General features: G+C 41.7%; 26 protein-coding genes, 3 tRNA genes and 2 pseudogenes. 19 read left to right on the forward strand and 12 right to left on the reverse strand.

The features are described from left to right. Nucleotides 1–657 (forward strand): IS30 family transposase (locus tag ACYQ28_RS01840; protein ID WP_460047638.1); only part of this gene is annotated, 657 nt, incomplete at its 5' end. Between the two features lie 109 nt (nucleotides 658–766). Here ACYQ28_RS01840 and ACYQ28_RS01845 read toward each other — a convergent pair. The 6 genes from ACYQ28_RS01845 to ACYQ28_RS01870 all read right to left on the reverse strand — a co-directional run bounded on the left by ACYQ28_RS01845 (nucleotide 767) and on the right by ACYQ28_RS01870 (nucleotide 6,294). After that, complete coding sequence (locus tag ACYQ28_RS01845) at nucleotides 767–1,186, reverse strand: GtrA family protein (protein ID WP_460047640.1); 420 nt, start codon at nucleotides 1,184–1,186, stop codon at nucleotides 767–769. Further along, nucleotides 1,170–2,093: a glycosyltransferase family 2 protein gene (locus ACYQ28_RS01850; RefSeq protein WP_460047642.1), complete on the reverse strand. Its 924-nt coding sequence runs from the start codon at nucleotides 2,091–2,093 to the stop codon at nucleotides 1,170–1,172. Before ACYQ28_RS01850 ends, ACYQ28_RS01845 begins: the two co-directional genes overlap by 17 nt. After that, nucleotides 2,090–3,517: a hypothetical protein gene (locus ACYQ28_RS01855; protein ID WP_460047643.1), complete on the reverse strand. Its 1,428-nt coding sequence runs from the start codon at nucleotides 3,515–3,517 to the stop codon at nucleotides 2,090–2,092. Before ACYQ28_RS01855 ends, ACYQ28_RS01850 begins: the two co-directional genes overlap by 4 nt. A 24-nt stretch (nucleotides 3,518–3,541) precedes the next feature. Next, nucleotides 3,542–4,354, reverse strand: coding sequence for a glycosyltransferase (locus tag ACYQ28_RS01860; RefSeq protein ID WP_460047645.1), 813 nt, complete (start codon nucleotides 4,352–4,354; stop codon nucleotides 3,542–3,544). After that, the gene (locus tag ACYQ28_RS01865) at nucleotides 4,344–5,324 is read right to left on the reverse strand and encodes an MraY family glycosyltransferase (protein WP_460164684.1); all 981 of its coding nucleotides are present in this window, start codon (nucleotides 5,322–5,324) and stop codon (nucleotides 4,344–4,346) included. Before ACYQ28_RS01865 ends, ACYQ28_RS01860 begins: the two co-directional genes overlap by 11 nt. Before the next feature lie 64 nt (nucleotides 5,325–5,388). After that, the gene (locus ACYQ28_RS01870) at nucleotides 5,389–6,294 is read right to left on the reverse strand and encodes an NAD-dependent epimerase/dehydratase family protein (RefSeq protein ID WP_460047648.1); all 906 of its coding nucleotides are present in this window, start codon (nucleotides 6,292–6,294) and stop codon (nucleotides 5,389–5,391) included. 130 nt (nucleotides 6,295–6,424) lie between these two features. On the opposite strand from ACYQ28_RS01870, the gene ACYQ28_RS01875 reads away from it, so the two are divergent. The 11 genes from ACYQ28_RS01875 (at nucleotide 6,425) to ACYQ28_RS01925 (ending at nucleotide 14,763) form a co-directional block, all read left to right on the forward strand. Continuing rightward, nucleotides 6,425–6,501 (forward strand) — tRNA-Val (locus tag ACYQ28_RS01875). Nucleotides 6,502–6,625: 124 nt separating this feature from the next. Beyond that, a complete protein-coding gene (thrS, locus tag ACYQ28_RS01880; RefSeq protein ID WP_460047650.1) occupies nucleotides 6,626–8,557 on the forward strand; it encodes a threonine--tRNA ligase in 1,932 nt (643 codons plus the stop codon). Between the two features lie 44 nt (nucleotides 8,558–8,601). Then, nucleotides 8,602–9,141, forward strand: coding sequence for a translation initiation factor IF-3 (infC, locus tag ACYQ28_RS01885; RefSeq protein ID WP_460048116.1), 540 nt, complete (start codon nucleotides 8,602–8,604; stop codon nucleotides 9,139–9,141). A 237-nt stretch (nucleotides 9,142–9,378) separates the two neighbouring features. After that, nucleotides 9,379–9,573, forward strand: coding sequence for a 50S ribosomal protein L35 (gene rpmI / locus ACYQ28_RS01890; protein ID WP_460047651.1), 195 nt, complete (start codon nucleotides 9,379–9,381; stop codon nucleotides 9,571–9,573). Nucleotides 9,574–9,614: 41 nt separating this feature from the next. Then, on the forward strand, nucleotides 9,615–9,971 hold the full coding sequence (rplT, locus tag ACYQ28_RS01895; protein WP_460047653.1) for a 50S ribosomal protein L20: 357 nt from the start codon (nucleotides 9,615–9,617) through the stop codon (nucleotides 9,969–9,971). 151 nt (nucleotides 9,972–10,122) lie between these two features. Beyond that, nucleotides 10,123–11,112 carry a phenylalanine--tRNA ligase subunit alpha gene (pheS, locus tag ACYQ28_RS01900; protein WP_460047655.1) on the forward strand — a complete coding sequence of 330 codons (990 nt, stop codon included), beginning with the start codon at nucleotides 10,123–10,125 and terminating at the stop codon, nucleotides 11,110–11,112. A 50-nt stretch (nucleotides 11,113–11,162) separates the two neighbouring features. Further along, entirely contained in the window at nucleotides 11,163–13,571 is a 2,409-nt protein-coding gene (pheT, locus tag ACYQ28_RS01905; protein WP_460047656.1) for a phenylalanine--tRNA ligase subunit beta, read from the forward strand. A 58-nt stretch (nucleotides 13,572–13,629) separates the two neighbouring features. Then, on the forward strand, nucleotides 13,630–13,938 hold the full coding sequence (gene ihfA, locus ACYQ28_RS01910) for an integration host factor subunit alpha (protein ID WP_460047658.1): 309 nt from the start codon (nucleotides 13,630–13,632) through the stop codon (nucleotides 13,936–13,938). Beyond that, nucleotides 13,916–14,275, forward strand: a complete 360-nt coding sequence (locus ACYQ28_RS01915; RefSeq protein WP_460047659.1) for a MerR family transcriptional regulator — start codon at nucleotides 13,916–13,918, stop codon at nucleotides 14,273–14,275. The genes ihfA and ACYQ28_RS01915 overlap by 23 nt, the downstream gene beginning before the upstream one ends. A 298-nt stretch (nucleotides 14,276–14,573) precedes the next feature. Then, nucleotides 14,574–14,650, forward strand: a tRNA-Pro gene (locus tag ACYQ28_RS01920). 28 nt (nucleotides 14,651–14,678) lie between these two features. Next, nucleotides 14,679–14,763: transfer RNA gene (locus ACYQ28_RS01925), tRNA-Leu, on the forward strand. A 79-nt stretch (nucleotides 14,764–14,842) separates the two neighbouring features. Here ACYQ28_RS01925 and ACYQ28_RS01930 read toward each other — a convergent pair. Continuing rightward, nucleotides 14,843–15,301, reverse strand: a pseudogene (locus ACYQ28_RS01930) (tyrosine-type recombinase/integrase); the annotation flags it as partial. Between the two features lie 96 nt (nucleotides 15,302–15,397). Between ACYQ28_RS01930 and ACYQ28_RS01935 the strand changes: the two are divergent. After that, a pseudogene (locus ACYQ28_RS01935) lies at nucleotides 15,398–15,649 on the forward strand (phage integrase central domain-containing protein); the annotation flags it as partial. A gap of 19 nt (nucleotides 15,650–15,668) precedes the next feature. Beyond that, nucleotides 15,669–15,998: a tyrosine-type recombinase/integrase gene (locus ACYQ28_RS01940; protein ID WP_460047660.1), complete on the forward strand. Its 330-nt coding sequence runs from the start codon at nucleotides 15,669–15,671 to the stop codon at nucleotides 15,996–15,998. 284 nt (nucleotides 15,999–16,282) lie between these two features. Here ACYQ28_RS01940 and ACYQ28_RS01945 read toward each other — a convergent pair whose 3' ends face one another. Next, the gene (locus ACYQ28_RS01945) at nucleotides 16,283–16,444 is read right to left on the reverse strand and encodes a hypothetical protein (RefSeq protein ID WP_460047662.1); all 162 of its coding nucleotides are present in this window, start codon (nucleotides 16,442–16,444) and stop codon (nucleotides 16,283–16,285) included. A gap of 244 nt (nucleotides 16,445–16,688) precedes the next feature. On the opposite strand from ACYQ28_RS01945, the gene ACYQ28_RS01950 reads away from it, so the two are divergent. Continuing rightward, the gene (locus ACYQ28_RS01950; RefSeq protein WP_460047663.1) at nucleotides 16,689–17,501 is read left to right on the forward strand and encodes an ImmA/IrrE family metallo-endopeptidase; all 813 of its coding nucleotides are present in this window, start codon (nucleotides 16,689–16,691) and stop codon (nucleotides 17,499–17,501) included. A 3-nt stretch (nucleotides 17,502–17,504) separates the two neighbouring features. Here the strand turns inward: ACYQ28_RS01950 and ACYQ28_RS01955 are convergent, their stop codons facing one another. Beyond that, nucleotides 17,505–17,873, reverse strand: a complete 369-nt coding sequence (locus tag ACYQ28_RS01955) for a helix-turn-helix domain-containing protein (RefSeq protein WP_460047665.1) — start codon at nucleotides 17,871–17,873, stop codon at nucleotides 17,505–17,507. Between the two features lie 294 nt (nucleotides 17,874–18,167). Here ACYQ28_RS01955 and ACYQ28_RS01960 point away from each other — a divergent pair, with 294 nt between their 5' ends. From ACYQ28_RS01960 to ACYQ28_RS01975, 4 genes are read left to right on the forward strand one after another with little or no spacing between them, the layout of a single operon-like run. Beyond that, on the forward strand, nucleotides 18,168–18,530 hold the full coding sequence (locus ACYQ28_RS01960; protein WP_460047667.1) for a metal-dependent hydrolase: 363 nt from the start codon (nucleotides 18,168–18,170) through the stop codon (nucleotides 18,528–18,530). A gap of 10 nt (nucleotides 18,531–18,540) precedes the next feature. Then, nucleotides 18,541–19,698: an SAVED domain-containing protein gene (locus ACYQ28_RS01965; protein ID WP_460047668.1), complete on the forward strand. Its 1,158-nt coding sequence runs from the start codon at nucleotides 18,541–18,543 to the stop codon at nucleotides 19,696–19,698. After that, nucleotides 19,688–20,875, forward strand: a complete 1,188-nt coding sequence (locus tag ACYQ28_RS01970) for a nucleotidyltransferase domain-containing protein (protein WP_460047670.1) — start codon at nucleotides 19,688–19,690, stop codon at nucleotides 20,873–20,875. The genes ACYQ28_RS01965 and ACYQ28_RS01970 overlap by 11 nt, the downstream gene beginning before the upstream one ends. Further along, nucleotides 20,876–21,565 carry a hypothetical protein gene (locus ACYQ28_RS01975; RefSeq protein WP_460047672.1) on the forward strand — a complete coding sequence of 230 codons (690 nt, stop codon included), beginning with the start codon at nucleotides 20,876–20,878 and terminating at the stop codon, nucleotides 21,563–21,565. A 159-nt stretch (nucleotides 21,566–21,724) separates the two neighbouring features. On the opposite strand, the gene ACYQ28_RS01980 is transcribed toward ACYQ28_RS01975, so the two are convergent. From ACYQ28_RS01980 to ACYQ28_RS01990, 3 genes are all read right to left on the reverse strand, one after another. Beyond that, nucleotides 21,725–21,919, reverse strand: a complete 195-nt coding sequence (locus ACYQ28_RS01980) for a hypothetical protein (protein ID WP_460047673.1) — start codon at nucleotides 21,917–21,919, stop codon at nucleotides 21,725–21,727. 140 nt (nucleotides 21,920–22,059) lie between these two features. Further along, nucleotides 22,060–23,151 (reverse strand): mechanosensitive ion channel family protein, encoded by a 1,092-nt coding sequence (locus ACYQ28_RS01985; protein ID WP_460047675.1) that lies wholly within the window; start codon nucleotides 23,149–23,151, stop codon nucleotides 22,060–22,062. A gap of 153 nt (nucleotides 23,152–23,304) precedes the next feature. Next, on the reverse strand, nucleotides 23,305–24,033 hold the full coding sequence (locus tag ACYQ28_RS01990; protein ID WP_460047677.1) for a hypothetical protein: 729 nt from the start codon (nucleotides 24,031–24,033) through the stop codon (nucleotides 23,305–23,307). Nucleotides 24,034–24,149: the final 116 nt, after the last annotated feature.

Here is a 24,149-nt window from a genome sequence, read left to right on the forward strand (position 1 = left end):
CAACTGCATCATGAAACCATTTATCAACTGGTGTATACGGATAAAGCGCAAGGCGGTGATTTATACACGCACTTAAGGATTGCAGCTAAGCCCTATCGTAAACGTTACGGACACAATGATCGACGAGGTAAGCTGAAAAACCGTGTCAGTATAGAAGAGCGTCCAGCCATTGTTGATTTACGTCGACGAGTGGGTGATTGGGAAGGAGATACGATCATAGGCAAAAATCGCCATAGTGCCTTATTGACAATGGTAGAAAGGAAAACCTTGTATACGATTATTATTCGTCTCAACGGCAAACATGCAAATAAGTTAGCTGATGAGGCGATTAAATACTTGAAACCGATTGCTGATCGGTTGAAGACACTAACGTTAGATAATGGATTGGAGTTTGCAGAGCATCAGCGTATTGCTCAAGAATTAGGTGTCAGTATTTATTTTGCCCATCCTTATGCTTCTTGGGAGCGTGGAATTAATGAGAACACCAATGGTTTGATTAGGCAGTATTTTCCAAAGCGAACGGACTTTAATAAGGTGACGGATGAAGAGATTCAATTTGTCATGAACCGATTGAATAGTCGCCCCCGAGCAACACGTGGTGGTAAATCACCGAATGAATTATTTTTAGGGCAGCGAGTAGATTTACTTGCTGCATAATTGATTGCAGTTATTACTTGAAACCAAGAAACTTTTCTATTGTTTAGTTTGTGATTATCTGTGTGTTTTCAGATTTTTAGTTATATATGTTTTTTTCTCAAAATATATTTTAATTTTCGATTTTTTTCGGGTTTTTATTTTTTTTAAATACCCAAAACTTCATTAAGGCGAAGTTAACAAACATCGCGCCGGTTGAGCTCAAAATCATGGCGTATATCAGGTCGATTTCTTTTCTTCCTAGAGCGTAAATAGCGATTGTGTATATTGCGTAATTTATTAATACACCGATGTTTTGCCCCAGCATATATTTTAAGAAGTTATTTGGTCTACCTTTAAATGTAAGTTTGCTGTTAATCTTCCATGTTATTACTAATGCTGCTGTGAACGAAATTAGCCGCGAAATAAAAGGATTTAGATGTTGGCTAAGTATTAATAGAATTGTAGTATCGACTAAAAAACCGGAAGCCCCCGCTAATATAAAATATTTTATTTCATTTCGTAAGGGGCCGTTATTAATAATTTTTTTCAAAATTCATCCTGTTTTGATGATTTATTGAGTCCAGTATTAATCCTATTGATAGAGATATAAGTGCCAGTACTTCCAAACCAGTTGCTAGTACTGCTAATGGTAGGTGTTCTACAAACCCCGTTTGTATGTAGTCTAAAATTGCTGGAATACCCGAAAATATTCCAAGAATAGAAAATATAATTGTTAATAAGCCAAAAAAAACCATTGGACGGTAATGTCGTAACAATTGGAATATAGCAAACAAGACTTTAGCGCCATCTGCGATAGTGTTTAATTTTGATTCACTACCTTCCGGTCTGTCTTTGTATTCAATTGGATGCTCTACTACTTTTAACCTCTTGTCGAGTGAGTGTAAAGTCATATCCGTTTCTAGTTCAAAGCCATTAACCAGAATGGGGTAGTTTTTGATGAATTTTCTGTTGAATACTCTAAACCCGCTCATGATATCTTTTAGGTTTGAACGGAAGAGTTTGTTTATGAGATAAGCTACAATGTTGTTGCCGAAGTTGTGAAACTTTCTTTTATTTTCTTTAGCGTATCCACCTAATGAATGTCGGTCGCCTACAATCATATCTGCATTGTTTTTTATTAGTATTTCTACCATTTTTAATGCTTCAGATGCCGGGTAAGTTAAATCAGCATCACTTAGTATATAAATGTCCGCTTCAGTTTTTTTGAAAGCTGTTCTTACTGCATAACCCTTACCTTGGCGATCTTCATCAATTACCTCTCCGTCGATGTTATGATGCTTTAGAGTTTCTTCTGCAATTTTTTTTGTTTCATCTGACGAGTTGTTGTTGACTATTATAATTTGGGCGTTTGGTACTGATTTGTGAAAATCTAAAATGCAGTCTTTTATTGTTAACTCTTCATTGTATGCTGGTAAAATTACGGCGATTTTATTCATTGTTCTATCTTACGAAGTTTGATGTTGGCGCTTTCTATAAGGATGATAATTGAAGATATTGCAAAAATACCTAAAGGGTGTAGATATCTCACTACATTGTCAGTTACAAATAGACTTATAGTTGCAATGTAAGCAGAGCAGCACAGAAATAATAAAATGATAATTGGTTTATTATTTTTTGCTGAAAGTAGGGTTGAAATTAGTAAAAGAAATGGTGTTATCAGTAGAATTTTAACCCAGATTGTGGAGTTTAGTAGATAGATCCTGCTAACTGTTTCTTTTGTATGATAATCAGAGTAGTCGAGATTGTATTTGTCTCTAAGTTCATTATTAAATTTTTCTGTTAATTTTCGACCAATTCCAGTATCTCTTTTTAATGATGTGTGAATTACTTTATTATCCCAGAAATTTAAGTATGTCAGTACGCCTAGCTGTAGGTACTGCAAAGGCTGTTTGTAGATTGTTTCTTTTGCGATTTCCTTTGCCTTTAACACAGCTGTTTCATGATTTCCCAGTTCTTGATGAATTAGGCTTACCAAACATCCTTTAATCCATCTGTGTTTTTCACGTGAGTTAATGTCAGAACCACAATCTGCTCTCGACTTTTCTAGAATACTTATTTTTAATCCGCTTTTTATAAAGTCTTTTTCGGTAACTAGTGGTGATACAGAAGATATCCAAAAATAGCCATCGTGTCGAGATTGTTCTGATTTACCTAAATTTAAAGAAATAATAAGTATGGGAACAGATGTAATCACAGCTAAAGTTGGTAAGTATTTGGATATGTTTGAATTTTGGATATTTTTTAGATAATGTTTGAGGATTAGAATGGAGGTTCCTGTTATGTAGGTTACTACTATGGCAGGAAAATAGGCTGTTCTGGTCATAACGCATAATACAGCCAATGTAATCGATAATGGAATTACCCACAATAAGCCCTTGTTTTTTGTTATTTCACAACACAAAAATAAAAATACGACAAAGAAGAAAGCAGAAATCGTTTCTGTTAATAAAAAGCGTTCGTAAGTTAGCTGGAAAGGGTCCAGCGAAAATAATATTGCAGCCATATACACCAAGTATTTATTCTGGCTGATATTTTTTAGTATTAATAGTGCAAAGATAACTGAAGATATCGTACCAATAATTGTTTGAAATATGATTACCGAAGTTAGATTTTGAGATAGCCCTATAATTGGCATCAGAATCATGCCATAAATATAAGACCTATCTGGAGGCACCCAACCAGTCTCTGCTGTATATAAATATGCACCAGAATCGCCCATAAAAAACATGACGTTAGGGTCAAGTAGAAGATAAATTATCTTAATAACGAATACCGTTGAAATTAGAGCCAACCATTCATTTGAACTAAACACGCATCTTTTGAATTTTGCGTTGGATTTATCCGGGTCTATGTGGACCATTAGTTATTAATTCCTTAACGACATTTATTTACTTTTGTATAAGTACTTGACCATCGATTTTATATAATACTTCCAGTGGAGCAAGGGTTTCTTATGTGTATTGCCGCCATAGTGTTTCACTAAAAATTTGGAGTTTATCAATACTGAACGAATATTTTGTATCTTTTCGGTAAAGTCGTAATCTTCGAAATACAGGAAGTATTTTTCGGAAAATCCGTTGACGGTTTTTGCTGCTTGAGTGTTCAGCAGCATACAGCATCCGGAAATAAATATAGGGTCATTATTTGTAATTGTTTCGTCAAAAGGCACATTGTAAAGATTGTTTAGCCTACGTTTAAATAATCTTTTTAAAAATGTAGGAGCTATGGATCTAAGGGCTAAGTCAGTCAGTTTAGGTTTTCTACCATGTAAATTTTGCTCTTTCATCTCTAAATTAAATATTCTAGGCGCAACTAATCCTATATTCGGATTGTTGTTTAATGAGTTTAGGCCTTCTATTAGAGAGTGATTTAAAAACTCTAAATCTGGATTTAAAAATAAATGGTAATTGCTATTCGATTTTGATAGGGCTATGTTGTGGCCTTGTCCAAAACCTATGTTTTTATCTAGAAGAGTAACTAAAGTTTTAGTACATATGCTTAATTGGCTAACTAAAGTCTTAAGGTTTTCTCGGTATACTTCTGTGGATGCGTTATCCACGATCTCTATTGTTGTCACACTAAAGTTGCTTTGGCTTTCTATAAAGTCAATTTCACCTGCTAAGCTGCGTAATGTTTTCTCTAGATTTCTGAGGTCTGAGTTATATGTCACTATAGAGACTGAAAAATTATTCGACATTTGTATTTCTGATAGATTTTGAGACTAAAGAGATCTTTATGCCCGGTTTAAATCTTAAAATAACTGTCAAAATGATTAGCGTTGTTATCAAATAGAAACTGGTAGGCAATTTTGCATTATATATTAACGTTGTTAGCACTATAAAATTAATACCAATAAAAAGTGATGTGGAAGTTTTGTGTCCGTACAATAGGGATAATTTCTGATACAAATGTGTCCTATGCGCTTCTCTCCATTTTTGTCCGGTAGCGATTCTAACCAGCAAGGTTATTGTTGCATCTAAAATGAATAGTGAGAGTAATATAAACCAGCTCCATAGGTTTATGGCTTCACTTTTTGATGTTATGAGTGCGAGTGTGGCGAATGTCATTCCCAGAAATGTGCTGCATGCGTCGCCCATGAAAATCTTTGCTGGTGGCCAGTTCCAGTAGAGGAATCCGTAGACGGGTAGGGAGCTGGTAATTAAGACTGCTGCTAATTCTACTTGTCCGTTGATGAAGCATATAAGGCTTGCGCCTGCGAGTACGGTTACCGCTTCTGCTCCTGCGATTCCGTCGATTCCGTCCATGAAGTTATATAGGTTGGTCATCCAAACTATACCGATCACTACCGCAATAATCCCTAAGCCATTGAGTTCTATTGAAATGTTTTGCCAAATTTGAATGTCTGGCAGTGGGTATATTAAAGATATCGTAATACACGCAGACACTATTTGTGCAATAAAACGAATTCTTCTCGGAAGGTTGTGTTTGTCGTCGAAGAATCCTACGGCGGCAATAATTGAACCTGGAATAGTTAGCGCTAAGAATTCTTTGATCGATAACATTTGCAACCCATAGCAAATCGCCCAAACGGCTATAATTCCGCAGACGGTTACAATTCCTCCACCTGTTGGAGTTGGAGTTTTATGAGAGCTTCTGTGATTTGGGTTGTCGATAATACCTTTTTGTATTGCATGTTTTCGATACACATTGGTTAACCAAAGTGTAAATCCAAAAATTACGATGGCTGAGGCGAGTAGTATTGCGAAGTTGTTAGAGATCATTCGGTTTGGTATTTGGGTGCCAGTTCAGTGTTTTTGATGTATGAGTAATGTCGACTTCTAGATTGCCGAACAGTCGTTGTATCAAACTAGATTTGTGACTGTAACTTTTTATCCACATTTGTATGAATTTTGGAATGCGTATGAGCCGTACTTTTCTATTGGTATCTGTAGCTATTTTTTTTACTAATTCTGACGTACTTAGCGGTTTTCCATCCGAGACTAAAAAGATTTGGCTGCTTGCGGCTGGATGAGTAGAGCAGATTGAAATGAGCTCAACTAAATTTTTAATATCAACTAGGTCTCGGCGATTTTGTATATTTCCTAGTGGCAAAGGTAGGTGCCAATCAATGACTTTTGATAGGAGTTGTAAGTTACCTTTTGCATTCGGTGTATAAACAAGCGGTGGTCTAATTATGCACCATTCGGTCCCAGCTTCATTACACATACTCTTGAGCTTCTGTTCCGCGAGTAACTTGGTCTTTCCATAGTTATCTTCGGGGTTGCAAGTAGAGGTATGTGCAAATGGCTGGTCGGGCAGAGTAGATTCTCCCATAACTTTAATGCTGCTTATAAGTAGGACTCTCTTGATGTCAGCAAGATTTTTATTCTTGGCTTCAGTAATCCAAGTACAAATCTTTTCTGTGAACTCAACATTACCTTCGTAATAATCTTGGTAGGTTGCGTTTGGATTATGTGTTACCGCGGCTAGGTGTACGAGCACATCTACATTTTTGACGGCTTCGGTAAAGGAGTTAAAGTTATTCACGGTGCCGTTGTTGCGAGACAGTTCGACAGCTTCGTGGCCGGTGTTTTTTAATTGAGTTACTAGAACGCCTCCAATTAAGCCTGAAGCTCCGGTGATGGCGATGACATTTGCTTGGCGATTAGGGTTCACGATTAAAGCGGCTTATAAAATTGGAATGAACACTTATTGTCGCAGCTAAACAATTAATTTAGAACGAGTTTTTAATACTTGCGCTCAATAAATCAAGCTGGTAAAGTGCGCGCCTCTTGAAAAGTCCTATACGACCGTAGCTCAGTTGGTTAGAGCACCACCTTGACATGGTGGGGGTCGGTGGTTCGAGTCCACTCGGTCGTACCAACTCAAATAAAGAAAAGTTAGTTATCACTTGGTAAAACTTTTCTTTCGAAATAATGTAGATTCGCTTTAAACCCCAAATCAAGTGGCTTTTGGTAGGAGTCACCACTGAAGTAAGGAAGTACATATGCCTGTCATTACTCTCCCAGATGGTTCACAACGCTCATTTGATCATCCTGTATCTATTTTAGACGTAGCTAAAGACATTGGTCCTGGCCTTGCGAAAGTTACGCTTGGTGGCCGTGTTAACGGTGTTCGTCATGATGCTGTGGACATAATCGAAGATGATGCGGATTTAGTTATCTTTACTCCTAAAGACGAAGATGGCATTGAGATTATCCGCCACTCGTGTGCTCACTTATTGGGTCATGCTCTCAAACAAATGTGGCCAGACGCTAAGATGGCGATTGGCCCTACCATCGAAAACGGTTTCTATTACGATATCGACCTAGAGTATCGATTGACCGACGAAGATGTTGAAGCGCTTGAAAAACGCATGAAAGAGCTGGCTTCAACAAAGTATTCTGTCGTCAAAAAGAAAGTTAGCTGGGATGAGGCGTACGATACTTTCCAGGCTCGCGGCGAAAGCTACAAAATGGAAATTCTTGATCGCGATGTTCCAAAGTCAGATAAGCCGGGCTTGTATCATCACGAAGAATACGTTGATATGTGTCGTGGGCCGCATGTTCCGCACATGGGGTTTTGTGAACACTTTAAATTGCAACGAGTTTCTGGTGCCTACTGGCGAGGTGACTCTAACAATAAGATGCTTCAACGTATCTACGGTACTGCGTTTGCCGATAAAAAACAGTTGAAAGAACATCTTAGATTTTTAGAAGAAGCCGTTAAGCGCGATCACCGTAAACTCGGTAAAAAGTTCGACCTTTTCCATTTGCAAGAAGAAGCGCCTGGCATGGTGTTTTGGCATCCCAAGGGCTGGGCTGTTTACACTGCCATCGAGCAGTATATGCGCAAAATTCAGCGCGAGAATGGCTATCTAGAGATTAAAACCCCGCAAGTTGTTGATCGTGTGCTTTGGGAAAAATCGGGTCACTGGGATAAATTTCGCGACGATATGTTCACAGTTGAATCCGAATCTCGTGATTTTGCGATTAAGCCAATGAACTGTCCTTGTCATATTCAGGTGTTCAACCAAGGCTTAAAATCTTATAAAGAATTGCCAATGCGTCTGGCTGAATTTGGTTCATGCCATCGCAATGAGGCTTCGGGCACACTTCAAGGTATCATGCGTGTTCGTGGCTTTACTCAAGACGATGGACATATCTTCTGTGCGGAAAACTCTATTCAAACCGAAGTCTCTACGTTTACCGATTTGCTCTACTCGGTGTATCGTGATTTCGGTTTTGACTCGGTCATTATTCGTCTTTCCACTCGTCCAGAACAACGAGTTGGTAGTGATGAAGTTTGGGATAAGGCAGAAAAAGCACTTGCCGATGCGCTTGATGCTAAAGGTTTGGGCTTTGAGTTGTTGCCCGGTGAAGGCGCATTCTATGGTCCGAAGATTGAGTTTTCTCTGAAAGATTGTATTGGTCGAGTTTGGCAGTGTGGAACCATCCAAGTGGATTTCTCAATGCCCGGTCGTCTTGGCGCACAATTCGTTGCTGAAGATGGCAGTCGCCAGACTCCGGTTATGTTGCATCGAGCTATTCTTGGTTCCTTCGAGCGTTTTATTGGTATTTTAATCGAAAACTTCGAAGGTGCATTCCCAACTTGGTTGGCTCCAACTCAGGTTGCGATCATGAATATTACCGATGCTCAGGCAGATTACGTTAAAAGTGTTGAAAAACAACTTGCTAATCATGGCTTGCGAGTATCAAGCGACTTGAGAAACGAAAAGATCGGATTTAAAATTCGAGAGCACACTTTACAAAAGGTTCCTTATTTGCTTGTCACTGGCGATAAGGAAGCTCAGTCAAATGCTGTTGCGGTTAGAACACGTACCGGTGAAGATTTAGGCGTAATGTCCATAGATGAGTTTGTTGAGCTCATCAATAAAGACATTGCAAATCTAGGTCGCACTGATAGCGCTAGTAACTAGCAACAGGTTTAAGGGCTTAGGCTCATAGTTTAGGAGACACAATTATCAAACGAGAAGCAGCTGCCGGTAGTTCAAAAAAAGCCCGGATTAACGATCAAATCCAATCCGCCACGGTTCGATTGATCGGTGCAGATGGCGAGCAAGTAGGAATTGTTCCAATAGATGAAGCTCTCAGTACCGCGCGAGCGGCCAGTTTAGATTTAGTTGAAATGGCTGCTCAGTCCGATCCGCCGGTTTGTAAGGTAATGGACTACGGCAAACACTTGTTTGAAATCAAAAAGCAACGCGCTGCTGCTAAAAAGAAACAAAAGCAACAGCAAGTTAAAGAAATGAAATTTCGTCCCGGTACCGATATTGGCGATTACAAAATTAAGCTTAAGAGCTTAATTCGTTTCTTAGAAGACGGCGATAAGGCTAAAATCTCTCTGCGTTATCGTGGTCGAGAAATGGCCCACCAAGAACTCGGTATGGAAATGCTAGAACGTATCGAGAAAGATTTGGAAGAATTTGGTGTGGTTGAGCAACGTCCTAAAATGGAAGGTCGCCAGCTATTGATGGTTATCGCACCGAAAAAGAAAAAATAAGTTTTCCCGATATCATTGGATGTGTAGAATTTCGCCTCGGCTTTCAACTGTGATTTATTATAGTGAGGCTGAGGTAAGCTATTTAGTAACTCATGAACATGGGTTGCGTAAGTAGCTAAGCAAACAAAAGTAGCCAGGTTTTTAGCTACCGACCTACTTTTTAACGTTAACAGTTGATCCCCCTGGGTATTAATATACTTAGAGTCTTTAAGGGGTCTGTGATGGAGTTTTCATCCCATGCCAAAAGCTAAAGTACATAGCGGTGCTGCAAAGCGCTTCAAAAAGACGGCTAGCGGTTACAAGCACAAACACGCTAACAAAAGCCATATCTTGACCAAAATGACTACCAAGCGTAAGCGTCAATTGCGCGGCACTTCAGTGCTAAACGCAGCTGATAAACCATTGGTAGATCGTATGCTACGCGCCAAGTAATTGGCCCGTTTTAACAACACGAGAATTTTGAGGAAGAGAATATGGCCCGTGTAAAACGTGGTGTTGAGGCGCGTCGTCGTCACAAGAAAGTTTTGAAAGCAGCTAAAGGTTACTATGGTGCACGTTCACGTGTATTCCGCGTAGCCAAACAAGCGGTCATTAAGGCCGGTCAATATGCTTACCGCGACCGTCGCGTTAAAAAGCGTAACTTCCGTGCTCTATGGATCACTCGTATCAATGCACAATCTCGTGCTTTAGGTATGAGCTATAGCCGCTTAATCGCTGGCCTTAAAAAGGCAAACATTGAATTGGACCGTCGTGTATTGGCTGATCTTGCCATTCATGACAAAGCGACTTTTGCTGCCATCGTTGAACAAGCGAAAGCAGCCCTAGCGTAATCCCAATTCAAATCCGTAAAATTCGTTTTACAGGATAGCCAAAAAAAGGGGAGGGGCTTGAGCTTCTCCCTTTTTTTGTGCCGGTAAAATACCGCAGAAACACTCTGCAAGAATAATTAACTCTTGTGTAAGACTATTTGGAGAAGTCCGCATGGAGAATCTAGCCGCGCTCACCAATGAAGCGCTTGGCTTGGTTGAAAAGGCTGAAGATTTAGCCGCACTGGATCATGTGCGTGTTGAATATTTGGGTAAAAAAGGCCAAATCACTGCGTTACTAAAAAGCTTAGGAAAGTTAACGGCTGAGGAGCGTCCTGCTGCCGGTGCAAAAATTAACGAAGCCAAGCAACAGGTCCAAGATCGAATCAACGAGAAAAAAAGTCAACTTGAACAAGCTTCTATTAATGCGAAGTTAGCAAGTGAAACACTCGATGTAACTCTTCCTGGTCGACAATCGGAAATGGGTGGTTTGCACCCAGTAACACGAACCCTAGAACGCATTGAAAAAATATTTTCTGCGGTAGGTTATCGAGTTGAGCAAGGTCCTGAAATCGAAGACAACTATCACAACTTCGATGCCTTAAATATCCCGGCTCATCACCCAGCTCGCGCCATGCACGATACTTTTTATATCGATGAAAACCATGTGCTTCGTACACACACTTCACCAGTACAAGTGCGAACCATGGAATCGCAAGAGCCTCCAATTTATATCATTTGTCCTGGCCGTGTTTACCGCTGCGATTCTGATCAAACCCATACGCCGATGTTCCATCAAGTAGAAGGTTTGGCAATTGATCAAAATATTAGCTTCGCCGACCTCAAGGGCACCATTGTGCAGTTCCTTCAAGCGTTCTTTGAGCGTGATCTAGAAGTGCGTTTCCGTCCGTCTTTTTTCCCTTTCACAGAGCCGTCAGCCGAGTTCGATATTCAATGGGAATCCAGTAAAACGGGTTGGCTGGAAGTTGGTGGTTGCGGCATGGTTCATCCTAATGTTCTTCGAGCCAGTGGTGTTGATCCAGAGAAGTACACCGGTTTCGCCTTTGGTTTGGGTGTTGAGCGTTTAGCTATGCTGCGTTACGGCGTTAATGATTTACGTTTGTTCTTTGAGAACGACGTAAAATTCTTAAAACAGTTTCGCTAATACTCGCCGTGTAAAACACGCCTAAAGAACCGAAAAGAGCAGATTGAAGCATGAAATTCTCCGAATCTTGGTTGCGTGAGTGGGTTAACCCAAATATCGATACGCAGCAATTAGTTGATCAAATTACCATGGCCGGATTAGAAGTCGACGCAGTCGAGTCGGTTGCTGGTCAATTCACCGGTGTAGTTGTGGGCGAAATCATAGCCGCAGAACAACACCCAGATGCCGATAAACTTCGTGTTTGTACCGTTGCTGGCGACGGCGATGAGACCAAGCAGGTTGTCTGTGGTGCTCCCAACGCGCGAGTTGGCATCAAAATACCTTTCGCCACGGTCGGAGCGTCCTTACCTCCTGGCGAAGACGGAAAAGCATTTAAGATTAAAAAAGCCAAACTACGCGGCGTAGAGTCTTTTGGAATGCTCTGCGCTCAGACAGAGCTGCAAGCTGGTGATGATGACTCCGGCTTATGGGAATTACCCTTAGATGCTCCGGTTGGCGTCGATCTGAACGAATATTTGAAGTTAAATGATCAATGCATTGAGGTAGACCTTACGCCAAACCGCAGCGATTGCTTGAGTATTCAAGGTATCGCCCGCGAAGTAGGTGTGTTAAACCGAAGTGAAGTTTGCGGGCCAGCCATTGAGCCAGTAGACGCAGCTTCTGAAGTAACATTTCCTGTAGAGCTGCAAGCTGAAGATTCGTGTCCAAGATATGTTGGTCGAGTTATCCAAGGCGTTGACGTTTCAAAACCAAGTCCTTTGTGGTTACAAGAGAAATTACGCCGCGGTGGCGTGCGTAGTATTGATGCAATCGTAGATGTGACCAATTTTGTGCTTATGGAATTAGGTCAGCCTATGCATGCTTTCGACCTCGATAAACTCGATACCCAAATTACGGTTCGCTTTGCCAAAGATAAAGAAAAGTTGGTCTTGCTCAATGGTGAAGAAGTGGAGCTTGATACCGATGTTTTGGTGATCGCCGATGCGTCTGGCCCGTTGGCAATGGCAGGCATTATGGGTGGAGAACCCTCTTCGGTAACGGATGCAACTACCAACATTTTCCTAGAAGCGGCATTCTTTAACCCGCTGACCATTGCGAATCGAGCGCGTCGATATGGTCTGCATACTGATTCTTCACACCGCTTTGAGCGCGGCGTGGATTACAATCTAGCAACAAGAGCCATCGAGCGCGCAACGCAACTTATCATCGATATTGTAGGCGGTGTTCCAGGCCCAGTTGTGGTTGCTGAGAATGATTCGGTTCCTGCTCCAGTGCAAGTTACCTTGCGCAAAGCTCGTATTGAGTCTGGTTTAGGATTTTCTCTTGCTGACGAAGACGTTCTGCAAATTTTAACTCGCTTAGGTTTAGAAGTTGTATCTTCTGATGACTCTTCTTGGACGTTTGCAATACCAAGCTATCGCTTTGATATCAGCATCGAAGAAGATCTACTTGAAGAAATTGCTCGTGTCTATGGCTATAACAATTTGCCGGTTACCTCTATGGCATTACCGATGCGGATTGATCGTCAAACTGAAACGCAAACGCCGCTCGGCCGAATTCGTGCCACGCTTGTCGCTAGAGGCTATCAAGAAGCTATCTGCTACAGTTTTGTTGATACTAAAATTCAGTCAATCATTGACCCAGGCATTACTCCGGTTCCTTTGCAGAATCCAATTAGTGCCGATATGTCGGTGATGCGCACCAGTCTGTGGGCCGGATTAATTAACAGCCTTAAGCACAACCTGAACCGCCAACAAGCACGTGCAAAACTGTTTGAGACGGGACTTAAATTCGTTTCTGAAGACGGATCTCTTGAGAAGCTGGTTCAAACACCAGTGATCGCAGGTTTGATTTACGGTACTAAACAAGGTGAATCTTGGTTTGGCAAAAGCGATAAATTCGACTTCTACGACATTAAAGGTGACGTCGAAGCAATTCTGGCGCTTACCGGTAAGTTAGCTCTTCCAGAAAGCGTAGTTTTTGAGCCGGCTGTTCATAGTGCTTTGCATCCAGGGCAAACAGCACAAATACTGATTGATGGAAAAATTGTGGGTATTGTTGGTTGCTTGCATCCGCAAGTTCAACATGCGCTAGATTTAGATCAGCCAGCATTCGTGTTTGAGTTAAATCAGGCGGACATTGCTCAAGCCCTAGTGCCGGAATACACCGCGTTGTCGAAACACCCTGAAGTTCGTCGCGACCTCGCAGTAGTTGTTGATCAAACTGTGACAGGGCTGCAATTAGAAAAAGCGGTGCGTAATAGTGCTGGGGACTGGCTCACAGAGTTAAAGATTTTTGACGTTTATGTGGGCAAAGGTATTGATACACAAAGAAAAAGTGTTGCCTTAGGCTTGACCTTCCAGCATCCTTCGAGCAATCTTACGGACGAACAGATTAACACCTCGGTTGATGCTGTTATCAAGTATCTCGAGTCGGAGCTTAACGCGGTATTACGCTGATTAATCTGGCAAATCAGCCAGCTTAACAGTAACCGCACACTAAAAAGGCTACACTGTTATGACTGGAGCACTGACAAAAGCGGATTTGGCCGAGCTCCTCTATGAAGAGCTCGGATTTAACAAGCGCGAGGCAAAAGAACTCGTCGAAGTTTTTTTTGAAGAGATTCGCACCGCGTTAGAGTGTAACGAGCAGGTTAAGCTTTCAGGGTTTGGCAATTTTGACCTGCGTGACAAAAGTCAACGCCCAGGGCGCAACCCCAAAACTGGCGAAGAAATTCCAATTTCTGCCAGACGGGTGGTTACCTTTAGGCCAGGTCAAAAACTGAAGGCAAGGGTGGAGGCCTATGCTGGAACCAAGTCACAATGACGAACTTCCGGTCATTCCGGCAAAGCGCTATTTTACCATTGGTGAAGTAAGCGAGTTGTGCGCTGTTAAACCGCACGTACTGCGATACTGGGAACAAGAATTTCCTCAGTTAAAACCAGTAAAACGAAGAGGCAATCGTCGCTACTATCAGCGACAAGATGTTCTCACAATTCGTCAAATTAGAGCTTTACTCTACGATCAAGGCTTTACCATCAACGGAGCGCGCCAGCGTATGACCGGAGATGAAGCTGTTGAAGACAATACGCAGTTCAAACAAATTGTTCATCAAATGATTGTAGAGCTAGAAGAAGTGTTAGCCGTTTTGAAAGACAACTGAATCGGATATGTTTGGGCAACGTTTTTTTGCGGTGCAGTTTAAACAAACGCAGTTTGATAGTGTTTCTAGTCAGTTATCTTCTAATTTAATACGGTGAATTGGTGTAACAAACAGATACACTAATTCGCCGTTTTTGATTAAAAAATCTTTGTGCTAACGCTTGCAAAAGCTAATTAAGAGTGTATTATCTCGCGCTCTGTTAAATGCCTTAGAAAACAAAGATTTGGCGGGTTTTTTAGCTATTCTTAAGTTGCTAAAAATTAAGTTTTTACTATCTTAAAAATGCTAAAAACTAACTCGGAGTGTAGCGCAGCCTGGTAGCGCACCACACTGGGGGTGTGGTGGTCGTCGGTTCAAATCCGGCCACTCCGACCATCTAAGTAAAAGACATTTAACATCCCTTGCCCAAGTGGTGGAATTGGTAGACACGCTATCTTGAGGGGGTAGTGGCGTAAGCCGTGCCGGTTCAAGTCCGGCCTTGGGCACCAAAAATAACGTTTTTCTAAGTGGTTAAAAAATATACTTTTGAAATATTTGGAAATATTTTGGAAAAATAAACCACACAGATCACCAAATTTTAGTGTTTCCCGCTACCGCCTCGATCCATTTCTGATCACCGTGACCATCCAAATAAACCTGTGTTTGCTCTCCTGATGCGTGAGCCAAAAGCGCCTGAATCTGATCAACTGGTCTTTTTTCAGACTGCTCCAAAACGCTCGATCCTAGCGATCTTATTTCATGAAACGTTGGCCACTCATCTCTATCGAGATGGTTAAATACTCCACACTCCTTTGCGGTTTCATGAAATGTTCTCGAAATCATTTCTGGGCGTAATTGACCCCTTCGGCCGCCGCGCAAAATCTTTGAAACCACGTATTGGCTCAGTGGAGGCAATGATTCAGCTCTGGTCAAAACCTCTCTAAGCGCCGGGGTTATTTCCGCGAAAACATACCCAGTATTGTGACGCTCGACCTCTTTCCTAGCAATGAATATACGCACATCTTTTTCATCGCTGAATTTCATCGCACAAACTTCATTTCTACTAAGACATTAGAAAAATCCAGTAATTTATTTTCTAAAATTGTCGAATATTGGTGGAATCATTAAAAGGGCACTTGGAAGCCAGGCCACGCAAACCGCGTATTTTTACGGTTAGAACAAAACGCCTTTCCTTTAGTTGGTAACAAACCAATTGCCGAAATTAAACCGCAAGAAATTATTAAAATTACACGCGCTGTAGAAAATCTTGATGCTCCTGACATTGCTAGTAGAACCTTGCAAGATGTTCGTCGAGTATTTCGTTACGCCGTGCAAAATAATTTAATTGAAATTAATCCCGCCGCTGATTTAACCAGTATTTTAAAAGCTCAGTAAAACAGAACACATAGCCTCTTTGCCGAGAAAAGAATTACCCGAATTTTTAAAGGCATTAGCTAATTATAAAGCTAAGGGTAGATTACTAATGCAGCTTTCTATTGAGTTATTAATTTTAACGTTTGTGCGCCCCGGTGAATTACGTGGTGCTCGTTGGGAAGAGTTTGATCTTGAAGAGCGTATTTGGCGAATACCTGCCGAACGCATGAAAATGGGCACAGAACATTTTGTTCCATTGGCACATCAAACCGCAACAATTCTAAAAAAATACACGAAATATCAGGTGGTTATCCGTTGTTGTTTCCGCCAGAAAAAAACCAAGAAGTCCCCATGTTTGATAACACAATGAGGCGCGCAATTTTTAAATATCGCGGCTAAAGTGTTTAATATCACAATATAATTTTTATGAGGGTTAGCTTATAGGTAACTGATAATCTGCGTCATAACAGGACGTTTATTAAAATCACCACCAGCTGTTACATCGTCATGAAAAACCTTTTCTCTAATAAAGTTGTTTTCTTTCAGTTATTGTCGCTGCAATGCTCTTGGCTTTTTAAGCCATGTCTTTCAATTTTTTTGTTTTTTTATCACTGACGCGTCAGTAAAGAAGCGCATATTTACTCATCGTTTGAATCATCTGCCATGCATTTTTAAAAGCTCTTCAGCCTGTTTGCCGCTTAAACCTGAGTCTTCTACTAGGTACACGCGGTATTTTGAGGTGCCCAACGGTAAGTTTGGAAGGTGTACAATAGGATATGAAGATTTGTGTTTATGATCGCCTTTAGTGTTTATCAAAGTCGCTCCTTTTGGATTACATCACGCCGTGATGCAGAAGCTATCACTCGATAAACACGAATTAGGGAAATAAGAATAAAAGAAGTCGTTATAGTTGATTAACGTAGTGATTTTATTGTTGTTTGATACAAGTTTATAAGTGTACAAATGGTAGATGAAAAAATTAGAATTTTAACCGCTGCTTTCGACCCAAAGCAGACGTTGCAAAAGTTCTTTCCAATATTCAAAAACAGGTAATTTATAGATGATTGAAGAGCAGAAAGGAATCGCTGAAGCAGAGCAAATTTTAGAAGAGCTTGAATTTGATTTGTTACCAATAATCCCGTCAGAAGTAGTGAGCGCGATCAGTTCTGAGCATTTTAATGTTGTGTTAGAAGCGCATGAGTTTTCATCAGAGAAAATTTTGGGCAAGGCTCAAGGTAACGATAGTGCCGCATTAATATATGTCAACAAAAACATTCCTGATCAACGACGGTTTAATTTCACTGTTGCTCATGAAATCGGTCATGTCTGCATGCATATAATGCCTCAAAAGAAAATGCTTTTTGAGTGCGGAAGCAAAGAATTATCAAATCCATTTGATGATCCTATTGAGAGGCAAGCTAATGGGTTTGCTTCAGGGTTGCTCATGCCAAAAAAGCTAATCAGCGCTATAACAAACGGAGAAATTAATTGGGAAAATATCTATGCTATATCTTCTAAGTGTGACAGTTCATTGGAGGCAACGTTTAGGCGTATGCTACTGCTAAACAATGAACCATTTGTATTAGTAATCCATCAGAATGGTACTTTTAAGCGTTTTGTTTCTTCACAGAATTTTGATTTTTTCATCAATAATTCGCCTTTGTCTACGGATCAACGTGAACTGCTAGTTAATGTTACAGAGTTTCCTTACCCAGCTGATTTTGATGAAGTTGATGCGATTGATTGGGTTAATCCTTATAGCAAAGGTGTAACGATAGAGCGCTTATATGTAAGTTCCATTTTATTAGACAAAGGGTTTTCGTATTCTTTAGTCACTTATGATGATGACTGCTTGAGTGAAGAAGATGAGTAAGAATTATTTTTTTCTATTGGGCGTGATTTCCTTTAGGCGCTCGGCCATGTCTCTCAGTCTATCCTGATCTTCTTTTGATAAATCATTGAGAATATCCCATCTACGATAAAATTCTCTACTACGTTGGTCGACTTCCGAAGCCTCGGTAGGCATTTCGCCAGTAATCTCATGCAGCTGTACGTTTAATGCTGAAGCCAATTTACGAAGAACCACAATTGTAGGTACTCGACCTTCCCCTTGTTCTATCTTGCTTAATGCTGCACCGCTAATTCCCGCTTCCTGTGCCAATCTGGACTGGTTCCAGTTCATTCCGGCCCTCAAGGTTTTGATATTATTGCTAATTTTCTTTGCTTGTTCGCTTCGGTCGGCCATAAAATTAACTCCTGTTAAAAAATATTTTAGCAGAAGTTGACAATCTGTGCCAGAGAAAATATGCTGTTAACATTCGTTGATATTTATTTTAACTATAGTTAACACTAGGAGATTGATCAATGGCTACTAACCCACCGACTGGAGACGGTCACCGCAATGGAGCAGTTCGCGGACGCTCACAAACGAAAACCCCCTCAGGTCATTATGTTAAGCGGGACGCTAAAACGGGTAGATTTATGGATGTGAAAACGACTGACAAGACTCCGTTTAAGGGCGTGCGCAAGGAGAAGTAGCATGGCGAGTGGAGCTGATCATATTGCGGCAGGCGCATTAACCGGAGTGGCGATGGCGTCCTATAGCAAGAGCCAGGGTGAGAATGTGAACCCTTTGCTGGCCATTGGCGCCAGCACGGTTTTTTCCAAATTGCCTGATTGGATTGAGCCCGCCACCAATCCACATCACCGCCAGTTTTTCCACAGCGTCAGTTTTTTGATGATGATGGGTTATGGCTTGAAGAAAGCCTATGACTGGAAGCCCGAGGATAAGGGTGGTCAGTTATTGCGGTTTCTAACCTTATCCGCAGGAGCTGGTTATATTAGCCATCTGTTGCTTGATGGCCTAACTCCAAGATCGTTGCCCTTGCTGGGTAAAGTGTAAGGGGTAGCAAATGGTCGTAGAGGTTACGAGACATATTAAACAACCTGTAGAGCGCGAGCTTTGGGCTCGCGCGGCAGGTCGCTGTCAGTTTAGCGGATGTAATCAGTTGTTATATAAATCGGCGATAACGCAAGAGACAGTTAACTTGTCTCAAAAAGCACACATATATGCGTTTTCGGAGAATGGGCCCCGTGGCTGGGGGCCATTCAAGACTGGCCTAACCAGTTTGAATGACATCAGTAACCTCATGTTGATGTGCCATGGTTGCCACAGGAAAATCGATCAAGAAGGCGGGGCTACCTTATACCCAGCCGATCTTTTAATTGCTTGGAAGACGCAGCATGAACAGCGTATTGAGGTAGTTGCAGGCATTGCGCCTGACAAAAAATCCAATGTTGTGATGTATGGTGCCAATATCGGCTCCGAGAAATCGCCGATCCAATACCATTCCTGTGTAGAGGCCATGTTTCCGCAATGGTATCCAGCGGCTGAAAGGCCAGTACGTCTCTCTATGAACTCTGAGCTCAAAGACACTACGGCTGAATATTGGAAAGCCGAATCTCAACACCTCTTCAGGGCATTCGAGCGCTATTTGACTCCATTGGCTTCTGACGATTATTGCAACCACTTCTCCTTGTTTGCACTTGCACCCCAGCCATTGTTGATACTGCTTGGTGCTTTGCTCACCGATAAGATCGATGTGGAGACCTATCAGCTTCATAGAGAGCCTAAGGGCTGGGTGTGGCAGGATTGTGTAGATGATTTTGATTACATCTTGAACAAACCGGATAACCTTAACGGGAAGCCTGCACTGATTGTATCGCTGAGCGATCACGTCTCGTCTGAGCGTATCACCAGGGTGATCGGCGAAGACACATCGATCTGGGAAATAACCCTTAAAAATCCCCACAACGATTTTATACAAGCCAAGCAGCAGCTCTCTCTGTTCAGAAAGCATCTGAGAAGCCTGATTGTCGAAATCAAGTGTGCACACGGTGAAGCGACGCCGCTTCATGTATTCCCTGTGATGCCGGTGTCGTGCGCCATTGAATTTGGGCGGGCAAGAATGCCTAAGTCTGACATGCCCTGGTTGATTTATGACCACGACATGAAGGCCCAGGAGTTTATTAAAGCTATTGAACTGAAAGGTGATTTACATGATGCCTAATCGAAGTAACGAAGTGCTGAAAGGCATTCTTGAAAAAATTGAATTGCCCGATGGTGCCTATGAAAAGGCAGAAAAGCGGTATAAGGATATTGGCGAGTGGTTGCACCGCGAGGATTCAACTTGCCTTGAATATGACCCGCTTGTCTTCTCGCAAGGCTCGTTCAGGCTGGGCACGGCCATTAAGCCTGATGCTAATGAAGAATATGACCTTGATATGGGGTGTAACCTTCGTCAGGGTCTGAGCAAGGGCGATATCACGCAAGAGCAGCTTAAAAACCATGTCGGGGCTGAACTGGAGTTGTATCGCAAAGCGCGCGGCATCAAGGAAGAGCTTTTCGAGAAAAAGCGTTGCTGGCGGCTTGAATATGCTGATGGGCTAAGCTTTCACATGGATATAGTGCCATGCATTCCTGAAAGTGAAACCGGAAGGAGCGTTTTGAAGAGGCGCATGGTTGAAAACTCCCACTTTGATGATGCGCTTGCTCAAAACGTATCCGAGCTGGCGGTGTCGATCACTGATAACACCGATCCTGGCTATAAGATCACGACGGATGACTGGCGTATCAGCAATCCCGAGGGCTATGCACGCTGGTTCGAGACGCGGATGAAAACCGCCCAGTCGATCATCAGCGAGCGTGAAATGAGGTTTAATGCCAGTATTGATAGTCTGCCTTATTATCAATGGAAAACACCATTACAGCAGGCTATTCAGCTCCTCAAGCGTCATCGCGACACGATGTTCAAGGATAACGACAGCAAACCGATCTCGGTGATTATCACCACATTGGCGGCGAAGGCCTATAACGGCGAGAGTGATCTTGCATCGGCCTTAACCAATATCCTCTCGCGTATGGGTGAGTACATAAATGGCGAGGTGCCTTTGGTGCCCAATCCTGTAAACCCTGCGGAAGACTTTGCGGATAAGTGGTATGGAGCGGACTCGACCAAGTATAAGTTGAAGGAAAATTTCGACAAATGGCTTTATCAGGCCAGAGCCGACTTCAAGGCTTTACGTAGCAAGGATAACAGCCAGCTTGTGGTTGAAGCGGCAGATCGTGGTCTGAATGTCAGCCTTGACGTCACGTCCGTTGCACTGGCCTTGGGCTTGTCTGCGGCAGTAATTACGCCGACCAAAGAGATCTATGCATCTGATCCGAAGCCGTGGTTTGATCAATAGATGCGCCATTGGGATGCTTTAGGACTGGAAGACTTCCTAGCGGCTCATCCACGGATCAGGATTTTAGAAATCAATGATGCACGGCTTGTACTGGCGGGGGAGTACCATTTAAAGGCTCAGCTTCTAGGCAGTCAGCTCGTTGAGCGGACTTATCGGCTCAAGTTGGTCTGTCCTCGTGATTATCCCGCAAAGCTGCCTACGGTTATTGACGAGGAAAAGTATTTTCCGCGTAATCAGGAATATCACACTTATGGTGATGGCTCATTTTGTCTTGGCTCTGAGCTGAAAATAAAGTCACTGCTAAAGGATGACCATTCGCTTTCGGCATTCTTTTCGGCAATTGTTGACGGATTTCTATACGCCGTAACGCACCACATTGAATACGGAAACTTTCCCTATGGCGAGCTCGAACATGGTGAGCAGGGTCTAGTTGATGATTATGGAGAAATGTTCGGCGTTAGTGGAAAACTGGCTGTTATACGCGCCTTGCAGGCTCTTGGTAAACGCAAACGCGAGGCCAATAAGATGTCTTGCCCTTGCGGCTGCGGCCTGAGATTGGGACGCTGTGATTATCGCTTTGTCATGAACGGATTTCGTTATATCGAACGCCGCCGCTGGTTCGGGCAACATCTAAAAGATTCCTTCAAACCAGTTGAAAAAACCAAGAAGGCGAAGCGTAAAGCTGTTTGATTGTTTTAATAACTAGCTCATCAAATTCTTATGTCTTTAGCACGGGGTAATATCTGCTTCTGGCCGTAATGAGTCTACTGAAAAATATTAAGAGTTGTTTCTTCCGTTAAAATAAGGCGCCATTAATATAAATGGCGCGCTAAAATCCCAGCCCCAATTTTATTTATGCTCTCGATCGCGTTCGATAGTACGCTCATACTCTTGTGTAAATTCCTGCTGTTGCGATTGGGTAATGCGGGTTTCTTGCTTGAACACGGTTTTAATCGCTGCTTGTTTTTCCTCTTTTATTATTTGCTCATGCTGGAAGATATGTTTTTGCAAGTCTTGGCGTTCTTGTAGTTGCGCTAAAATCATGACTGTATCGATTTTTAATCGGTCGTAAGAGCTGCTGCTCAGGAGTATGCAGTTTTGCAAAGCGTCATGTTTTATTAAAGAGCGTAAAATTTTTTGTAATTTTACGCCTATAGATGTTTTCCATTTTAAAAACCAGCCAGCTAAGCTGACTGGTTTTTTTTCAGCTCTAATATGGCCGATTCTTGGTCGGTATTGATTGCGCGAATTGGGTATGGAATTACGATACCTTCTAGAGCGTAACGTTTGTGAAGTGCTTTTATAAACGCAGAGCGGATGAAAAAACGGTTTGCGTATTCTTTGGCGCGCAGCATTACGGTGAAGTTGATGCTGCTGGAATCAAAGGTGTGATAAACGATAAAGGTTTCGTAGGTTTTTACACCGAATTCATGTGTTTGTAGTATTTCGCGGGCAACTTCTAAGGTTATTTGTTCGACTTTTTCTAGGTCTGAACTGTAGTGTACGCCCACTTCTACCGGTACCGAGAGTTCTTTTTCAGGGTAGTAGTAGTTAATGATTTTGGAACCCGCAATTTTGCTGTTGGGTATAACAATCATGTTGTTTGGCAGCATTCGTACCCAGGTTGAGCGCCAGCCAATTTTTTCTACGTAACCCTGTTCTTTTGATTCTAATTCAATAAAGTCGCCTACACGAATGGGTTTGTCTGCAATGATTTGTAGACCTGAGAAAAAGTTTTCCAGTGTTGGTTGCAGTGCTAATGCTACGGCTAGGGAGGTAATACCTAGCGATGCAATAATCGGTGTAATAGACACTCCCGCCGAACTTAAGACGATTAATATGCCTAAGCTTAAAATAATTACCCGTGCGATGCCTGACGCCAAGCTTTTGCTGTTGTTAAGAACGACACTTTGTTTGGCATAATGCGCGATAAATCCGCTGCATAATCTTTCACAGAAAATAACCAAGGCGAGAATAATAAGTAGACGTTCCGAAAAAACAGTAATGCGTTCTAAACGAGTGATGTCGATTTGGTAAAAATTTAGTAAGCCCTCAAAAATAAAAATCGTCAGGGCAATGACTAATAAGGTGGCAGGTTTTTTTGCGGCGTTGATAAAAATGGTATCAAGTTCGAATTTAGTTTTATCAATTAACGAAGAAATGCGAGCTAATAAAATCTGTTTGATGATCATTAGCACAATAAATGCGCAAATAACTCCAATACTTATTATTAACCACGGTGGCATTTGGCTTAAATCGTTGATGATTTCTTTCATAGAGTTTACCGCCGTTAGTTTCAACGTGTTGTTAACTGAGTTTTTGTTAACTGAGTTTTGGGTGAATAAGTTTGCGAAAGTATTTTTAGCTGCATTATGTTGACTAGAATTTTTAAATTACATTTTTTGCTTAATTTCAGGCTAATTGCGGTATTACTGGGTAGGATTCGCGTATTCTTGGATAATCCCATTCCAAGTATTTTTGATTTCTGGAATTAAATTTTTAAAAGCAGTCTTCTCGGTTTCTAGTCGTAAATCATCGACCACACCACTTTCACCCCACACACTCGTGAATTTACTTTTTGAGCTGGTCGCTTCTGCAATGCCATACAAATATTCGGTACGTACATCAAAAAAAGCAGCTGACACGGTAGTAGTTACTGAAACTTCTTTATTATTTAAAAAGCCTAGAGCGATAACGTTCAGTGGAATAAATTTTTGTCCATTGGCGTGAAAATAAGTATCAAAAGTATAAACCATTAAAATGTCGGATTTTAATTTAGCGGAGGCTTCGCGCAGGGTTTTGATGGTATCTAAGTCTTGTGGCAACAATATTTTGTTGATTGGTGCAACACCACGAACTTGTGGTAATGATTTTAATTGATCGTAGTCAGAATCGGCTTCAACTTCGCGTACAGTTACGACGCTGTAACGACCCTGGCCGTAACTGGTTGTTTGATGGTTGGAATATCCCGAAGCTTGTACACGCACGGTGGCTAAATTGGTTGGGAAGGTTGCCGCCGGTTTTATGGATAAAATGTCGCTAATTTCTTTATCGGTAATATCGTTGATATTAACTGCGGCTCCTGGAGTCACATAATTTGTCGAGCAACCGACCAGAGTTATTAGTAGAAGTGCTAAAGCAAAAACCGGAGACTTCATTGAATTATTCCATTAATTGTTTGAAAAAACGCTTCAATAGAAGCGTTTAGATATTAATGCGGTGTTGCCAAAATAGGAAGTTAGATTGGATAGTTGCAGAAGATTAATTAACGGTG

The sequence above is a fragment of the Sessilibacter sp. MAH1 genome, from assembly GCF_054658315.1.

What these genes read in the sequence shown, in the direction of transcription:
- ACYQ28_RS01850 (WP_460047642.1), bottom strand. Translation starts at nt 2,093, where the DNA reads ATGAATAAAATCGCCGTAATTTTACCAGCATACAATGAAGAGTTAACA.
- ACYQ28_RS01855 (WP_460047643.1), bottom strand. Translation starts at nt 3,517, where the DNA reads ATGGTCCACATAGACCCGGATAAATCCAACGCAAAATTCAAAAGATGC.
- ACYQ28_RS01860 (WP_460047645.1), bottom strand. Translation starts at nt 4,354, where the DNA reads ATGTCGAATAATTTTTCAGTCTCTATAGTGACATATAACTCAGACCTC.
- thrS (WP_460047650.1), top strand. Translation starts at nt 6,626, where the DNA reads ATGCCTGTCATTACTCTCCCAGATGGTTCACAACGCTCATTTGATCAT.
- rpmI (WP_460047651.1), top strand. Translation starts at nt 9,379, where the DNA reads ATGCCAAAAGCTAAAGTACATAGCGGTGCTGCAAAGCGCTTCAAAAAG.
- rplT (WP_460047653.1), top strand. Translation starts at nt 9,615, where the DNA reads ATGGCCCGTGTAAAACGTGGTGTTGAGGCGCGTCGTCGTCACAAGAAA.
- pheS (WP_460047655.1), top strand. Translation starts at nt 10,123, where the DNA reads ATGGAGAATCTAGCCGCGCTCACCAATGAAGCGCTTGGCTTGGTTGAA.
- pheT (WP_460047656.1), top strand. Translation starts at nt 11,163, where the DNA reads ATGAAATTCTCCGAATCTTGGTTGCGTGAGTGGGTTAACCCAAATATC.
- ihfA (WP_460047658.1), top strand. Translation starts at nt 13,630, where the DNA reads ATGACTGGAGCACTGACAAAAGCGGATTTGGCCGAGCTCCTCTATGAA.
- ACYQ28_RS01915 (WP_460047659.1), top strand. Translation starts at nt 13,916, where the DNA reads ATGCTGGAACCAAGTCACAATGACGAACTTCCGGTCATTCCGGCAAAG.
- ACYQ28_RS01950 (WP_460047663.1), top strand. Translation starts at nt 16,689, where the DNA reads ATGATTGAAGAGCAGAAAGGAATCGCTGAAGCAGAGCAAATTTTAGAA.
- ACYQ28_RS01955 (WP_460047665.1), bottom strand. Translation starts at nt 17,873, where the DNA reads ATGGCCGACCGAAGCGAACAAGCAAAGAAAATTAGCAATAATATCAAA.
- ACYQ28_RS01960 (WP_460047667.1), top strand. Translation starts at nt 18,168, where the DNA reads ATGGCGAGTGGAGCTGATCATATTGCGGCAGGCGCATTAACCGGAGTG.
- ACYQ28_RS01965 (WP_460047668.1), top strand. Translation starts at nt 18,541, where the DNA reads ATGGTCGTAGAGGTTACGAGACATATTAAACAACCTGTAGAGCGCGAG.
- ACYQ28_RS01970 (WP_460047670.1), top strand. Translation starts at nt 19,688, where the DNA reads ATGATGCCTAATCGAAGTAACGAAGTGCTGAAAGGCATTCTTGAAAAA.
- ACYQ28_RS01975 (WP_460047672.1), top strand. Translation starts at nt 20,876, where the DNA reads ATGCGCCATTGGGATGCTTTAGGACTGGAAGACTTCCTAGCGGCTCAT.
- ACYQ28_RS01980 (WP_460047673.1), bottom strand. Translation starts at nt 21,919, where the DNA reads ATGATTTTAGCGCAACTACAAGAACGCCAAGACTTGCAAAAACATATC.
- ACYQ28_RS01985 (WP_460047675.1), bottom strand. Translation starts at nt 23,151, where the DNA reads ATGAAAGAAATCATCAACGATTTAAGCCAAATGCCACCGTGGTTAATA.
- ACYQ28_RS01990 (WP_460047677.1), bottom strand. Translation starts at nt 24,033, where the DNA reads ATGAAGTCTCCGGTTTTTGCTTTAGCACTTCTACTAATAACTCTGGTC.